Consider the following 14,141-nt stretch of genomic DNA (forward strand, 5'->3'; position numbering starts at 1 on the left):
TTAATACTTGATTTTATTAAATACTGAATGGAAAATCTGTCGATTGCTAAATATTATCACATTATATACATATTTTGTTTTTATTTTTTCATGGATTATGATTGATATGTTTACTTGTTTCGTAGTTGTTATATTTATATTAACTAAACAGTGGTAATTACAAATATAAACTTATGAAAACCGATGAAAGCGCTCCAGTTTAATGTGCCGACAATGCAAGGCCAAAGCCTAACGATACAAGAAGATATTTTAGAAACTTTTTACCCGCACCTACATAGGCATCAGGAAGCACAGCTCATGTGGATAGTAAAGGGAAGGGGAGTGTTGATTGTTGAAGATACTTTACATCCTTTTAAGGAAAATGATATTTTCTTTTTAGGGGCAAATCAGCCACATGTATTTAAGTCTTCTTCCTTGGATGGTTTTTCAAATGAGTCTCGTTCTATCTCGATTTTTTTTGATCCGAATGGTAAACTCAAGTTCTTGTTCTCATTGGAAGAATTTGAATCATTAAATCAGTTTATTTATACTAATTCCTGTGGTTTTAAAATTCCAGTGGAATACTTTGATCAAATTTCAGAACGAGTACTACAACTGAAATCTTCAGATCAAATGGATAAATTGATGCATTTTTTCTATCTATTAAGATCTTTGGCGAATATATCAAGGGAGACAGATCCGCTTTGTGCAGAAAGAGCAGAGGTAATCTTAGATACGATTCATAGTTCAAATCGAATCAATATAATCTGTAATTATATTAAAGAAAATCACAAGCACGACCTTAGTCTAGAAGAAGTTGCCGACTATGCAAATCTTACACCACAGGCTTTTTGTCGATATTTCAAAAAACATTGTGGTGTTACCTTTGTAACTTATCTCAACAGAATTCGAGTGAAAGAGGTCTGCAATCAACTGACCGAAGATCACTTAGATAGTGTTTCGTTTATCGCATACAGTTGTGGATTTAATAGTATTACAAATTTTAATAGAGTATTTAAACAGATCATTGGCTGCAATCCAAAAGAATATGTACAACAATATAAGCAAACACTGTACTCCGTTATATAACTGGTAAGTGAAGTGAGTTGTTCCTAAAATAACGGCCTTCTTGATCTTGGGAATAGCATTTGGAATCAATTGTCATCGCGTAGGTGTGGGGGCATTTCGATGGCTTTCATAGTAGCATAAACGGTCAAAATGTTGATTTATAACGCTTTTTCATCAGGTCTATTGTGTAAGAAAAATAATGAAGGTTAGATTTATCGATCTTTAAGGAAGTTGAATAGGCATAAAAAAAGGTTTTCAAACGGGGAGAATGAAAACCTTAAATAACCAATTATAAACCTAAATTATGATACAACAAAGATAGTGTGTTTATTACACTTTGTCAAGATATTTCTAAAAAATATTAAATCTTTTTAAAGAGAATACTTGAATTGTGTCCACCAAAGCCGAAAGCATTGCTCATTGCCGTTTGAACAGTCTTTTCCATGGGTTGATTGACAACGATATTGATGCCTTCAGGGATTGCAGGATCAATATTTTCGATATTTATCGTTGCTGGAATTACATTATTGTTGATTGACTTTATGGCGATAATTGCTTCAATTGCTCCTGCAGCACCGAGTAGATGCCCAGTCATTGACTTGGTTGAGCTGACCCAGAGGTTGTTGGATTTGCCAAATGCAAGTTGCATAGCCTTTAGTTCAGCGATATCACCAACAGGGGTAGAGGTAGCATGAAGATTCAGATAATCCAATTGATCACTGTTGATTTGAGCTTCTTCCATTGCAAGTGACATTGCCTTAGCTGCGCCTATGCCTTCGGGATGGGGCGAAGTCATATGGTAGGCATCAGCAGTCATCGAAGCACCGACAAGCTCGGCATATATCTTTGCACCTCTTTTCTTAGCATGCTCATATTCTTCCAATATCAAAGCTCCAGCCCCTTCACCCATGACAAATCCATCGCGATCCCGATCAAATGGTCTACTTGCCGTTTTAGGATCATCGTGTCTGCTGGACATTGCTTTCATCGCGGAAAAGCCGCCAACTGAAGCCGGAGTAATAGGAGCTTCTGAACCGCCGCTAATAAAAACTTTAGCCTTGCCTAATCGAATATAATTGAATGCATCCATGAAAGCAGTATTGGAGGTCGCACAGGCGGATACTGTTGTATAATTGATTCCCTTCAAGCCAAATTTCATCGATATCATTCCTGAAGCCATATTGACAATCAGTCTGGGTACGAAAAATGGACTAAACCGTGGAATATAATTGCCTTTTACATAACTTTCAACTTCATTCTCAAATGTTTCCATTCCGCCCTGACCAACACCCCAAATGACCCCAATATCAAATGGATCCATGCTGTTGGGGTCTAAACCGGAATCTTCTAAGGCCTGAGATGCGCTATACAAAGCATATTGCGTAAATAGGTCACTTCTCTTGATCTCATTTCTATCCAAGTATTTCTCCGGTTGAAAGTTCTTGACTTCACTTGCGATTTGCGTTCGAAACAGAGACGCATCAAAACGGCTGATGATCGCTGTATGATTTTCACCACGTAAGATATTATCCCAGAATATATCAACGTTCTCTCCCAATGGGTTAATTGTTCCCATGCCGGTAATTACAACTCTTTTCATTTTTTTGTTTTTTTAGAATTAATGTGTCAATATACCGATTGGTATCTGTTTTGTTAAAAAAATTAAATTTTGATCTCCCGATCGACCATTTCTTTCATATTGTCTAATACGATGGTAAGATCTTTACCCCGCCCAGAGATTTTTGCAAGTAAAATTCCACCTTCAATCATCGCCATGAAGGTAATCGCAAAGTGTTCAGCAGAAATATGCTGTTTAAACTCTCCACTCGTCATTCCTTCTTCCAATATTGAAATCAATCGTTGCCGCCAAAGCGTAAATGATCGTTTAACTTTTGGCGTTAAAAAAGGGAGCGAATCATCGGCCTCAATAGCGGCATTCATCAATGGGCATCCTCCTGATGCAGCGATGTTTTTGAAATTTTCTTTGTAAAAATCAAAAAATGCGAAAAGCTTTTTTAAAGCTGTTCTGTGTTGGTTAAGCTGTTGATCTACGCCATCAGCTATTTTTTTACTTTGATAGGTGTAAACCTGAAGCGCCAAGTCATCTTTGTCTTTAAAATTACCGTAGATACTGCCTTTAGTTAAACCTGTAGCTGTAGTGATGTCTGAAAGTGAAGTAGCATAGTATCCTTTTTTATTAAAGATAGGGGCTGTCTTCTCAATGATAAATTGTCGGGTCTGTTCTGCTTTTGACATGATGAGACTGTTCTTTGGTTTCAAAGATAAAAAATACTTTTTGGTATATTATTGTTTTCTGTAGGATGGGACTGAAAATTTACATTATTTTCTTTCAGTTATACGATAAGTGCAACGGGAACCGTTTTCGATAATGTATTCTATTCTGCTGATCGAATAGGATGGGCCGATAAGTTGTTGAAAATTGTGAAGCTCTGAACGACAAAAACCTTGACATTCAGTTGCTGCGGCACAGATGGGACAGTGATTTTCAATGAGGAGATAGGACTCGGCTTCTTTTTTCCATTCGGCTATATATCCCTCTTCCGTTCTCTTGCTTGCGATAATATCCAGTTTTTTTTCGATTGATTTGGTATCAGACAAGGCATTCATATATTTCTGATATACTTTAGATTCTCGATCTGTAATTAATAGATCCAAGGCATTCTCACCAAGCAATTGTTTAATGGATTGCAGGAGTTGTACAGTAATGTCAGCATGACTATCTGGAAATTTTGCGAGCCCTAATGTTGAAAGGCAATAATAGGTAGATGGCCGGCCTATGCCTTCACTTCTCGCATAAGATTCGATTAGGCCCTGATTGGCAAGATTGAGCAGGTGTTTGCGGGCGCCTTCTTTTGTAATACCCAGCTCTGCCGCGATAAGCGCAGCCGTAACCTCGCCTCGCATTTTTAATAACATTAATATTCTATCTGCTGGAGTCTTCTGCATTTGGCAATTAAAAAGTTGTTTTAATGTTTTCTAAACAAAGATACTATTTTTTCAATTGTTGCTATAATGAATAGCATTAAAGTTTTTGCTTAGTAAAGGCATAATTTTATGACATTAATAAAACAACCATTTAGTTGTTTTATTAATGTCTATTATTTAGTTTTGATTCATTATTAAAACAATAAAACTAAAATAACATGAGCAAATTTCAATTACCAGATTTATCATATGCCTATGAGGCACTTGAACCTTATTTTGATCAGGAGACAATGACGATTCATCATCAAAAACATCATCAGGCCTATGTTGATAATTTAAATAAAGCCGTTGTCGGTACAGGTGCTGAAGGTGTTGAATTGCAGGATATCCTAGCGCAAGTGAGTCAATATAGTCCTGCTATTCGCAACAATGCAGGCGGGCACTACAATCATTCCTTGTTTTGGCAAATTTTATCTGCAACACCGAAAACAGTGCCTACCGGAAAGTTGGCAAAGGAAATAGATGCAACTTTTGGTTCTTTAGACGAGTTGAAAACGAGGATAAAAAATGCAGGACTTGGACAATTTGGCTCTGGATGGTCTTGGCTTTATATCAAATACAATGGTACTTTGGACATCGTAGCGACACCTAATCAGGATAATCCATTAATGGATACACAATTGACGAGTAGAGGTGTGCCGATCTTGGGTGTTGATGTATGGGAGCATGCCTACTATTTGAAATATCAGAATAAAAGAGCAGATTATTTGGATGCGTTTTGGTCTGTCTTAGATTGGTCTGCCGTCGAAAAGCAGTACGAAGAAGCGATCGATAAATTGATTTAAAACCTTGAACATTCGATCAAGCGGAGATAATAATTATAAAATAACATGTTTGTAAATAAGGTTGAAAATTCGGGTATTTTGGCGCTCGATCTCATTGATTTCAAAACCACACTTGAGATTATAGAATTTGACATCAAGACACTGTTTTACCAAGAAATGATCGTCAAAGAAAAGGAGTTTAAAGCGGCTCTTGCTGCATTGGAATTGACACCCTTTATAGGCAAAGCCGTTGCTTTTACTTGTTCTGTTGATGCCATCATTCCCCCTTGGATCTATATGGCTTTAGCCGATAAATTCCACCCTGATGTGGCTTATTACGATTTTAAAAGTGTGGAAACATTCGAATTGGAATTATGGACCCAGAATTTGAAGCGGGCAGATTTGTCTCAGTATAAGGATCAAAAAGTGGTTGTGAGGGCAAGGCCAAATATGCCAGAATCACTTTATATGCTAGCTGCTGCACGCTTAATTCCGATTGTTACAACATTGATGTACGGAGAGGTCGGAATGCCAAAGGTTATTTCTAAAAGAGCATAAGAAACAATGAAAGCATTAATATTTAATGGCGCCTTGGAGCGTAGGCAAGAATCTACTTCTGGCGTATTGTCTAATTATTTCGCTGAACAATTGAATCAGCTTGGTGTTGAGAATAGTGTTTTTAACCTTGCGGATAGTGGAATACCACTATTTGATACAAGCCTCAGCAGGATCCCCAATAGTGTAAAGATCATGAACAATCTCTTTCTGGAGGCAGACGTGCATTTTTGGTTATCTCCTTTATATCACGGAAGTGTACCGGGGGTAATGAAAAACTGTTTGGATTGGCTGGAGATAAGCGCAAAGAACAGTCCGGCATATCTCACCGATAAAAATATAGGACTGGTTTGTTGGGCGGATGGTGTACAGGCCCTACAAGGGATCAACGCTATGGATGCAATAGCAAAATCATTACGTGCATGGACTTTACCTTTTAGTGTACCTATTGTTAAAAGGGAACTATTTGAAAACATCGGTTCAAGAGAGATATCGTCGGATTATAAACGAAAATTGGATCTGTTGATCAATATCGCAACTACCCGAACAGCGGTGTTTGAAACACTGTTGGGACGTTCCTGAAAATAGTATTTTCCTAAAAGCAGTTTAAAAATTGTTGCTGCGCCCGATAATAAAGCACCTCGATCTCCATTGAGGTGCTTTATATGTTTTCAAAATTGCTTAGTTTTGAGAAACTGTGTGTTGTCGTGTTCTTAGTATTCACTCAATTTCCCAGAATAGCACATCTATGGAGCTGCATCTCAAAAAAATGCAATAAACTGTTATTATTGTTTCATATTATATAAGGTATCTGATTAATGAGGTTACATTGTAGAGTTTTGTTAAAGTTAATTACCTGTTGTATGCTGTGTTTCACTATACAGCTTACAGATGCCCAAAGTTTTCTGCCATTAAATGAGGATAAATATCGGGCGGATGCCGAAATGCTATTGAAGTCGACCTCAAGTGACAGTGTACAGGCACTACAATATTTTTATCTGGCAGATTACTACCGCTTTCGGGATACCGTGAAATTCTGGGAAAATATGCGACAGGGGGAGCGATTGGCTAAGCCTTTTCGAAGCCTTCATGCCATGGGTGCGCTTTACAAAAGCTTCTACTATGGACAATTTTTAGACAGTAAACGTGCTGGGATTGAAGCACAAAAGTGTGTAGATATTCTTGGAGATGCCAAGCAGCCTTTTCAACAGGGACTTTTGGCCAGAGCTTGGTATAATCTGGGGTTAATTCGATTTCCGAAAAAAGGTTTTGCTGATTTACTGGATATACTCAATGGTAAATGTATGCCCTATGCCAAGGCACACGATCCCCTCATGGAAGGTGCAATAAATAGCATGATCGGTATGGCCTTTATGTCATCCAATCAATTGGCAAAAGCAGATGAATATCATCAGATTGCGATCAAACAGCTGGAACAGCAACCGCAGAGTACAGCGCTACTGGTAGCCTATTTAAATGCTGTTAGCAACTATTGCTACCAGGTTAAATCAAAAGAGGCCCGGCAATTGTTAGATAAGGCCAAAGCAATGTTAGGAGACAAGCCCAACTCTGCCCAGCTCCCCAATTACTATTATAATGAAGCGCTCTATTTTACGACAAAGCAACAGACAGAAGAAGCGTTACGTATGTTGGATATCGGTTTGGAATGGTCGAAGAAAATGAACAATTGGAAATCCTACCAGATGATGCTTTTCAGAAAGTTTAATGTCTATTTGATGCAGAAAAAATATGCTGAAGCGAAATTGCCATTGGAGGAGATCATAAAAAATGGATTGTTGACACGCGATCTTTACAACAGTAAAATTGTTTATAGCCAATTGGCTGCTGTGAATGAATTGATGGGGGATTACAAAGAAGCACTTAAGATGTCCAATGTGGCGGGTAAGCTGTCTGATAGTATTCAGAAAGTCCAGCTTTTGGAGAAGATGAACGAAATGGAGGCGAAATACAAAACCGTAGAAAAAGAAAAATTGATTTTAAATCTACGTGCAGAGAAAGATCGCAATCAATTTAAGATCTTTCTTGTTTTAGGCATTGCTATTTTACTTTTCATCGTTGTTTTATTTGTCACCTTTTCCTATCGAAAACAACGGAAGCTGAATGGACAGATCCAGATCAATCATGAGATTGCCTTGGAGAAACTGGCGAAGGAAAAACAGTTGCAAATTTCCGAGTCCATGCTCAAAGCTGAAGAACAGGAACGGCAGCGTATTGCACAAGATTTGCACGATAGTATTGGTGGCATGCTGACAGGATTGAAATTTAAGATCGCTGGAGAGCAGAAGGGCGAATTCGATTTGACGAATGAACTACCGCACAAACTGAACGATATTTTGGGCGAAGTTCGACGAATATCGCATAATCTGATGCCCGAGTCATTACGGCAATTTGGTCTAATAGCAGCATTGGAACAATTGTGTCTTTCGATGAGAAATAATAAGGTGCAGATCCAATTTGAAAATTATGAGGACGAAGTACACCTTGACTTCCAAAAAGGGTTGGCAATATATCGGATCGTCCAGGAAGCGATCTCAAACGCATTGAAATATGCAGATGCAGACCTTATTATTGTTCAGGTAAGTAAATCACAGGGAATATTGGAGGTTTTGATTGAAGACAATGGAAAAGGGTTTGATTCTTCAGCGGCAAATTATGGAATGGGATTAAATAATATGGTCAACAGGATCAAATGGATCAATGGATCTATTGCTATGCAGAGCACACTTGGATCGGGTACACAGATTGAAATAGGAGTAGGTGTTTAGTTAAAAACTAATGTATGAAAATTATTGCCGTGTTGGACGATCATCCCTTATTATTGGAAGGGGTGACTTCTTTTCTCAATAATCAAAAAGGGTATAAGGTATATTCATTTCTGGAGCAAGTATCATTGATCGAATTCTTGGATACGACGGAAGTGGATTTGGTCCTTATGGATATGCAGCTTTTGAATACCAGCGGATTGGACGTCTGTCTACAGGTGAAGAAGCTGTTTCCAGAGGTTCCAGTTGTTGCATTAAGCAATTTAGCGGATCGTAATCTTATTTTTCAGTTTATGCGAAATGGCGGGAATGGTTATATACTAAAGGATGTTTCTAATGACGAATTCCTTCGTTGTGTACAACTTGGACTTGATGGAAAGAAAGCGCTTTGCGATAAAGCAAAGGATCTTTATGCCGGAGCTGTCACGTCCATGGAAGATCTTCCACGTTTAACACGAAGGGAAAAAGAGATTTTGACGATGGTTGCCGATGGCTATACCAGTAATCAGATTGCGGAGAAACTATTTTTAAGTCCCGTTACGATTGAAACCCACCGACGCAATCTTCTGACCAAATTCAAAGTAAAAAATATGATCGAATTGGTACAACTTGCGCTAACACATAAATTGTTGGGGTTCTAGCTTGTCGGAGCCATTATGCTAATGCTCACCATAACCGACATCATCCAGTTTTCCTTTAAAGACCCTAAATTGAATAATAAAATAGGCTACGACCAAAATTGCTGCAAAAATAAACCATCCCAAACCTACGGATAGGCCATATTCATGTGCTGCGGCATTCTGGATGGTAAGCGAGGGGTTTACCTCATTGGTTGATGGTAATAAAGTTGGAAACATAGAGGCCACTGTGGTTGCAAAGCTTCCCAGTATAAATAGGGAAGAGAACATAAAACCCGTACCATCTTTTTTGAACGTCCTGATCCAAAATTGTCCCAGCAGGCCAATCGCTGCAATCAACGGGAATATCCAGAGCCAATAATGATTTTGCAGATTATTTAAGGAGATTGGTTTTACATAATGCCAGACATAAGCAGATAGTATGACCAATACAAGTAATACGAAATTCAATTTAAATATGATGTCTTTAAGACGCTGATTTAAGGTGCTGGATGTTTTTAATATGACCCATCCCGCACCATGGATAGTCAGGGTGACGACTGCTACTAAACCTAGTATCAGTGTAAACCAGTCAATGATACCTTGATGTTCAGCCAAAGGGTCGAAAGTTGGGTTCCAGAGTGCGAGGAAGAAATAATGTGGTTCTTGCGTGGATACCCCGTTTTCAACCATCCCCAGATTGACTCCCCGAACGACGTTGCCTAAGGCAGCGCCAAAAAATAGTGCTAGGAGTAAGCTCGCTAAACCAAAAGCTTTATCCCATAACGCTTCCCAAAGTCGGTGATGTATTTGTCCTCTCAGCTCAAGACTTATTGCCCTAAAGATCAGTAACCATAATACGAGCATCAGCGGGAGGTAGAATCCACTAAAAGATGAAGCATAAAGTGTTGGAAAAGCAAAAAATAAAACGCCACCAGATGCGATCAGCCAAACTTCATTAGCGTCCCAAAAAGGGCCGATTGCATTTGTTACGGCCTTTTTCTCCTCTTCGGTCTTTGCGAAGAACAAATGCACAATTCCCGCTCCAAAATCATAACCATCGAGGACAACATAAATGCCCAACATAAAAGTCAATACGATAAACCAGAATATTTCCATAACAAATTAGTTTAAAGCAATATGAGGCTCGGGGCCTTTTCGAATAATTTTCAATACCAACATAAGGAACAACAATCCCAAAAGAATATAGAGTCCGACAAATCCCAGTAAAGTAAATAAGGTATTACCAGAAGATACCGTGGGCGATACCCCATCTACCATACGCATCAGATTGTAGACCAACCAAGGTTGTCGTCCTAGCTCGGATGTATACCAACCTGCCGTATTGGCGATATAAGGAAAGGGGATCATAAACATAATGATCCACAGTAACCATTTGGTCTGATATAGCTTATTTCGCCAAAGTAAGATGCTACCCAATACCATGATTCCAATGAATATTGTACCTAGACCAACCATGATGTGATAGCTATAATAGAGGCCGGGGACATTTGTTGGATGCAATGAGTCGTCAAATTCATTCAGGCCCTTTATTTCTGCATCCCAACGTTGATAGGTAAGGAAGCTTAAAACATTAGGCACTGCAATTTTATTGTCCAGTTTTTTGTTTTCCATATCAGGTTGACCGATCAGGATAATTTCGGATCCCCCTTTTTCTGTTTTGAAGATACCTTCCATCGCTGCGAATGATGCAGGTTGATATTTTACCACATTTTTGGCGGCTAGATCTCCTGTAGGAAATGCGAGCATGACAGATGAAATGGCACCAAAGATTACGCCGCTTTTAACGAATATCTTTCCAAATTTGCTATGTCTATCGCTGAGGAGATAGAAAGCTCCTATAGAGGCAACAAAAAAAGAACTTGTAACCAGAGATCCAGCTTGATTGTGGAGATAAGAAGGCCATAACCACGGATTGCTAAATAAAGAACTGAAATTGTTGAGTACAAACTTGCCATTTTCGAGAATTTCATAACCTACAGGGTGCTGCATCCAGGAATGTGTGGCAATAATTAAAAACCCACTGGCCCAAGACCCAATGAATACCATCAAACCGGAGAGAAAATGTAGTTTGTGACCAAGTAATTTTTCTCCGAAGAGAAACATGCCCAAAAAGGAAGACTCCAGGAAAAATGAAAACATTCCCTCCATGGCCAAGGTCTGCCCAATGATTCCCCCTGTAAGCTCAGAGAATTTTGCCCAATTTGTCCCAAATTGAAATTCCATGGGTATCCCTGTCACAACACCCATTGTAAAATTCAGTGCAAAGATTTTCATCCAAAACTTTGATGCATTGTTGTAATCTTCATTGTGCGTTTGTAAAAATTTCCATTTGAAATAAACAATCATCAATGATAATCCCATAGTCAATTGGGGAAATAAATAGTGGAATGTGATTGTAAAGGCAAATTGAAGCCGATTGTAAAGAATCATGTCTTCCATGGATCCGATTTTTGGTTAATGACATTTAAATATAGCTATTTTTTTGTCGTACCTACCCTTCAAAGTGTTTTATTTTTTTGTCTTATCTTCGCCCCAACAACAGAAAATAGCGAAAGGGAAGGGGAGCACAAGAGGTATGAAAAAAACGATAATTTTAATGGGTGTTTTGCTGATACCCATACTTTTTATTCTACTCAACAACAAGGACAGAGGCACGTTAGAGGCGGACAATATCGTATTTAGGGATAAATTATCCGATTACGGATTGTTCAAAGGGAAAATAGCTGATCTCGTACCCAATGATCAAGGGGTTTCTTATGAGCTGGCTTCCGCACTGTTTACAGATTATGCCGACAAAAAACGTGTTATTTTCCTGCCAAAAGGAAAGAAAATAGTGGCTTCTGATGATGGATTGCCAGATTTTCCAGATGGAACCATTATCGCGAAATCTTTTTTTTACCCAAAGAAAGACACTATACAAACGTCTACATTCGTATTGCTTGAAACACGTCTCCTGATCAACAAAGAGGGGCAGTGGAATGCCGCAACCTATCAATGGAATTCGACCCAAGATGAGGCCTTCTTATTAGCTGATAGTGCAGTTGTACCGGTTTCATTTTTAGATAATAAAGGCGTGAAACGACAGACAAATTATATCATTCCTTCACGAACAGACTGTATTGCATGTCATCGCCAGGGAGATCGTCTGCTCCCGATAGGTCCCAAAGTCAAAAATTTAAATCGGGTTGTGCTGCGGGATCGAGACACAATTCAACAGTTAGCATATCTGAAAGATAAAGGTATAATAGATATTCCGCTCTTGAGAAAGCTAACTTCGTTACCTAGCTATGATGACCTTAGTCAATCTACCGAGCACCGAGCAAGAGCTTATCTCGAGGTGAATTGCGCGCATTGTCATAATCCTAAGGGAACTGCTTATATGACTATGCTTGATCTCAGATTTGAAAGTCCGATAAACGAAACTGGGATTTGGCTCAAACAGGCAAAAATTATCGGACGAATGTCTGTACTAGGTGAGATGCATATGCCTCAAAAAGGAACTACTATACTTCATGAGGAAGGTGTAATACTAATCAAGGATTATCTTAAGTCCTTGAGATAAATAAAATTCAAATTTAGAAGCTATTGGTAATTAGGGTTTAATTGAGTGTTTTTCTACTCTTAAACCGGATTTTGCATATGTTTTAATAAAATCTATAGAATTAGTAGATTATATTGAAATATCTTTTATATTTGTGATAGATAAATTTCCCTTATCTTTTCTCAAATAGACAGCAGGGGAGGCGCTCGCCTCCCTGAATGTCTCCAAAATAGAAACAAGTTTTCGATTGGCGTTGGCACTTGTTCGTATTTTCTTATATTGCGGTCGTGTTTCCAATTAAATAATACTATCATGATGCGGTATACCAAACTTTTCATGGCAATGGCCATGTTTCTCTTCGTTACATTTGTTAATGCACAAAATAAGAAGCCTAATATAATCCTGATTCTTACAGATGATTTAGGGTATAGTGACCTCGGCTGTTATGGCAGTCCTAATATTTCAACCCCTTTTTTGGATTCAATCGCCAGTAAAGGTGTGCGGGCAACCAACTTTATGGTGTCAACCCCCTCTTGCACTCCCTCACGGGCATCTTTGCTGACCGGGCGCTATGCTTCCCGTTATAATCTACCTGCCCCAATCGGTCCCGGATCAAATCTCGGATTACCGGATGAGGAAGAAACTATTGCGGAGCTACTAAAAAAAGTAGGGTATCGTACGGGGCTGATCGGTAAGTGGCATCTTGGTGATAAACAAGCTTATCATCATCCAAATAAACAAGGATTCGATTTTTTCTATGGGATGCTGTATAGTCATGACTATCGCGACCCTTACGTAAAAACGGATTCTGTGATTAAAATTTTTAGAAATAGAAAACCGGAGGTTGTAGCACCCGATGATTCAGATTTAAGTGCCTTATACCATAAGGAAACAGTCGATTTTATAGAAAATCAGGATAAAGATCATCCATTCTTTTTATATTATGCGCATAATTTCCCACATCTTCCATTGGCTTTTGCGAACAAAAAGAATAAGTTTGCCGATCAGCAAAATGCAGGCCCATTAGGAGCGGTGATGCGCGAGCTGGATCATAACTTTGCCGAACTTTGGAAGACAGTTGAGAAAAAAGGATTGGCAGATAATACTATTCTGATTTTCTCAAGTGACAACGGCCCGTGGATTGCCTATCCTTCGCGGATGTCAGATGACCATGCAACAAAAAATTGGCATGTGGGTACCGCTGGAGTATTTAAAGGATCAAAAGCCGAAACGACCGAGGGGGGAGTACGTGTTCCATTTATCGTGTACGGAAAAGGATATGCGCAAGAAGGTAAGGTAATTAGACAGGCGATCAGCAACTTAGATGTGTTACCGACAATAGCGAAATGGACGGGAGCTCCTCTTCCAAAAAAATCCATCGATGGCCAGGTAATAGATGATTTATTGAGTGGTAAAACAGAGGATTTAAAGGCTGCACATCGACCTATATTTTTAGTAAACTACGGTCACGTTGAAGCTGTTCGATCAGGTGATTGGAAATATAGACGAGTACCGGCGGGTGTCAACCAGATATCGGGAAAGCCCTATGACGCGGTAGAAGAATTGCATAATATAGCTTGGGATCCAAGTGAGCGAACCAATATCTTAGCGGATTATCCCGAGAAAGCGGCGGAATTACGTTTACTGTTTGAAAACTTCGATGGGAATATGAAATAACAAAGAGATTAGGGGATATACGTTAACAGTACTCATTTCTCTGTAAGGAATATTGGGTCTATTTTTGAAATCGTCCTGTCTGTTTTATTGGCTTGTTTACAGATGCTGGTACTTTACTTATGACCAA

13 protein-coding genes are annotated in these 14,141 nt (G+C 38.9%); 8 read left to right on the top strand and 5 right to left on the bottom strand.

All coding sequences use genetic code 11. The features are described from left to right. Window positions 1-183: 183 nt before the first annotated feature. A complete protein-coding gene (locus DFQ12_RS19755; RefSeq protein WP_120260770.1) occupies window positions 184-1,068 on the top strand; it encodes an AraC family transcriptional regulator in 885 nt (294 codons plus the stop codon). Window positions 1,069-1,408: 340 nt separating this feature from the next. Here DFQ12_RS19755 and fabF read toward each other — a convergent pair whose 3' ends face one another. The 3 genes from fabF to DFQ12_RS19770 all read right to left on the bottom strand — a co-directional run bounded on the left by fabF (window position 1,409) and on the right by DFQ12_RS19770 (window position 4,014). Further along, window positions 1,409-2,647: a beta-ketoacyl-ACP synthase II gene (fabF, locus tag DFQ12_RS19760; protein ID WP_120260771.1), complete on the bottom strand. Its 1,239-nt coding sequence runs from the start codon at window positions 2,645-2,647 to the stop codon at window positions 1,409-1,411. A gap of 62 nt (window positions 2,648-2,709) precedes the next feature. Beyond that, window positions 2,710-3,303, bottom strand: coding sequence for a TetR/AcrR family transcriptional regulator (locus DFQ12_RS19765; protein WP_120260772.1), 594 nt, complete (start codon window positions 3,301-3,303; stop codon window positions 2,710-2,712). 84 nt (window positions 3,304-3,387) lie between these two features. Beyond that, a complete protein-coding gene (locus tag DFQ12_RS19770) occupies window positions 3,388-4,014 on the bottom strand; it encodes a helix-turn-helix transcriptional regulator (RefSeq protein ID WP_120260773.1) in 627 nt (208 codons plus the stop codon). Window positions 4,015-4,211: 197 nt separating this feature from the next. On the opposite strand from DFQ12_RS19770, the gene DFQ12_RS19775 reads away from it, so the two are divergent. The 5 genes from DFQ12_RS19775 to DFQ12_RS19795 all read left to right on the top strand — a co-directional run bounded on the left by DFQ12_RS19775 (window position 4,212) and on the right by DFQ12_RS19795 (window position 8,796). Next, window positions 4,212-4,838: a superoxide dismutase gene (locus DFQ12_RS19775; RefSeq protein ID WP_120260774.1), complete on the top strand. Its 627-nt coding sequence runs from the start codon at window positions 4,212-4,214 to the stop codon at window positions 4,836-4,838. A gap of 45 nt (window positions 4,839-4,883) precedes the next feature. After that, window positions 4,884-5,375, top strand: coding sequence for a DUF2480 family protein (locus DFQ12_RS19780; RefSeq protein ID WP_120260775.1), 492 nt, complete (start codon window positions 4,884-4,886; stop codon window positions 5,373-5,375). A 6-nt stretch (window positions 5,376-5,381) separates the two neighbouring features. Continuing rightward, window positions 5,382-5,954, top strand: coding sequence for an NADPH-dependent FMN reductase (locus DFQ12_RS19785; RefSeq protein ID WP_120260776.1), 573 nt, complete (start codon window positions 5,382-5,384; stop codon window positions 5,952-5,954). A gap of 281 nt (window positions 5,955-6,235) precedes the next feature. Then, window positions 6,236-8,158, top strand: a complete 1,923-nt coding sequence (locus DFQ12_RS19790; RefSeq protein ID WP_167457317.1) for a tetratricopeptide repeat-containing sensor histidine kinase — start codon at window positions 6,236-6,238, stop codon at window positions 8,156-8,158. 14 nt (window positions 8,159-8,172) lie between these two features. Further along, window positions 8,173-8,796 (top strand): response regulator, encoded by a 624-nt coding sequence (locus tag DFQ12_RS19795; RefSeq protein ID WP_120260778.1) that lies wholly within the window; start codon window positions 8,173-8,175, stop codon window positions 8,794-8,796. Window positions 8,797-8,814: 18 nt separating this feature from the next. On the opposite strand, the gene cydB is transcribed toward DFQ12_RS19795, so the two are convergent. Both cydB and DFQ12_RS19805 read right to left on the bottom strand, forming a co-directional pair. Beyond that, window positions 8,815-9,891, bottom strand: coding sequence for a cytochrome d ubiquinol oxidase subunit II (gene cydB / locus DFQ12_RS19800; RefSeq protein WP_120260779.1), 1,077 nt, complete (start codon window positions 9,889-9,891; stop codon window positions 8,815-8,817). 6 nt (window positions 9,892-9,897) lie between these two features. After that, on the bottom strand, window positions 9,898-11,235 hold the full coding sequence (locus DFQ12_RS19805; protein ID WP_120260780.1) for a cytochrome ubiquinol oxidase subunit I: 1,338 nt from the start codon (window positions 11,233-11,235) through the stop codon (window positions 9,898-9,900). 136 nt (window positions 11,236-11,371) lie between these two features. Here DFQ12_RS19805 and DFQ12_RS19810 point away from each other — a divergent pair, with 136 nt between their 5' ends. Next, a complete protein-coding gene (locus tag DFQ12_RS19810; RefSeq protein WP_147420444.1) occupies window positions 11,372-12,358 on the top strand; it encodes a hypothetical protein in 987 nt (328 codons plus the stop codon). A gap of 291 nt (window positions 12,359-12,649) precedes the next feature. After that, window positions 12,650-14,014 (top strand): sulfatase-like hydrolase/transferase, encoded by a 1,365-nt coding sequence (locus DFQ12_RS19815; RefSeq protein WP_120260782.1) that lies wholly within the window; start codon window positions 12,650-12,652, stop codon window positions 14,012-14,014. The last annotated feature ends 127 nt before the right edge of the window (window positions 14,015-14,141 follow it).

It is taken from the genome of Sphingobacterium detergens, assembly GCF_003610355.1.
In the GTDB taxonomy this organism is placed as follows: Bacteria; Bacteroidota; Bacteroidia; order Sphingobacteriales; family Sphingobacteriaceae; genus Sphingobacterium; species Sphingobacterium detergens.

Excerpts from the sequence above, each read along its gene's own strand:
- DFQ12_RS19755 (WP_120260770.1), top strand. The coding sequence starts at position 184 with ATGAAAGCGCTCCAGTTTAATGTGCCGACAATGCAAGGCCAAAGCCTA.
- fabF (WP_120260771.1), bottom strand. The coding sequence starts at position 2,647 with ATGAAAAGAGTTGTAATTACCGGCATGGGAACAATTAACCCATTGGGA.
- DFQ12_RS19765 (WP_120260772.1), bottom strand. The coding sequence starts at position 3,303 with ATGTCAAAAGCAGAACAGACCCGACAATTTATCATTGAGAAGACAGCC.
- DFQ12_RS19770 (WP_120260773.1), bottom strand. The coding sequence starts at position 4,014 with ATGCAGAAGACTCCAGCAGATAGAATATTAATGTTATTAAAAATGCGA.
- DFQ12_RS19775 (WP_120260774.1), top strand. The coding sequence starts at position 4,212 with ATGAGCAAATTTCAATTACCAGATTTATCATATGCCTATGAGGCACTT.
- DFQ12_RS19780 (WP_120260775.1), top strand. The coding sequence starts at position 4,884 with ATGTTTGTAAATAAGGTTGAAAATTCGGGTATTTTGGCGCTCGATCTC.
- DFQ12_RS19785 (WP_120260776.1), top strand. The coding sequence starts at position 5,382 with ATGAAAGCATTAATATTTAATGGCGCCTTGGAGCGTAGGCAAGAATCT.
- DFQ12_RS19790 (WP_167457317.1), top strand. The coding sequence starts at position 6,236 with ATGCTGTGTTTCACTATACAGCTTACAGATGCCCAAAGTTTTCTGCCA.
- DFQ12_RS19795 (WP_120260778.1), top strand. The coding sequence starts at position 8,173 with ATGAAAATTATTGCCGTGTTGGACGATCATCCCTTATTATTGGAAGGG.
- cydB (WP_120260779.1), bottom strand. The coding sequence starts at position 9,891 with ATGGAAATATTCTGGTTTATCGTATTGACTTTTATGTTGGGCATTTAT.
- DFQ12_RS19805 (WP_120260780.1), bottom strand. The coding sequence starts at position 11,235 with ATGGAAGACATGATTCTTTACAATCGGCTTCAATTTGCCTTTACAATC.
- DFQ12_RS19810 (WP_147420444.1), top strand. The coding sequence starts at position 11,372 with ATGAAAAAAACGATAATTTTAATGGGTGTTTTGCTGATACCCATACTT.
- DFQ12_RS19815 (WP_120260782.1), top strand. The coding sequence starts at position 12,650 with ATGATGCGGTATACCAAACTTTTCATGGCAATGGCCATGTTTCTCTTC.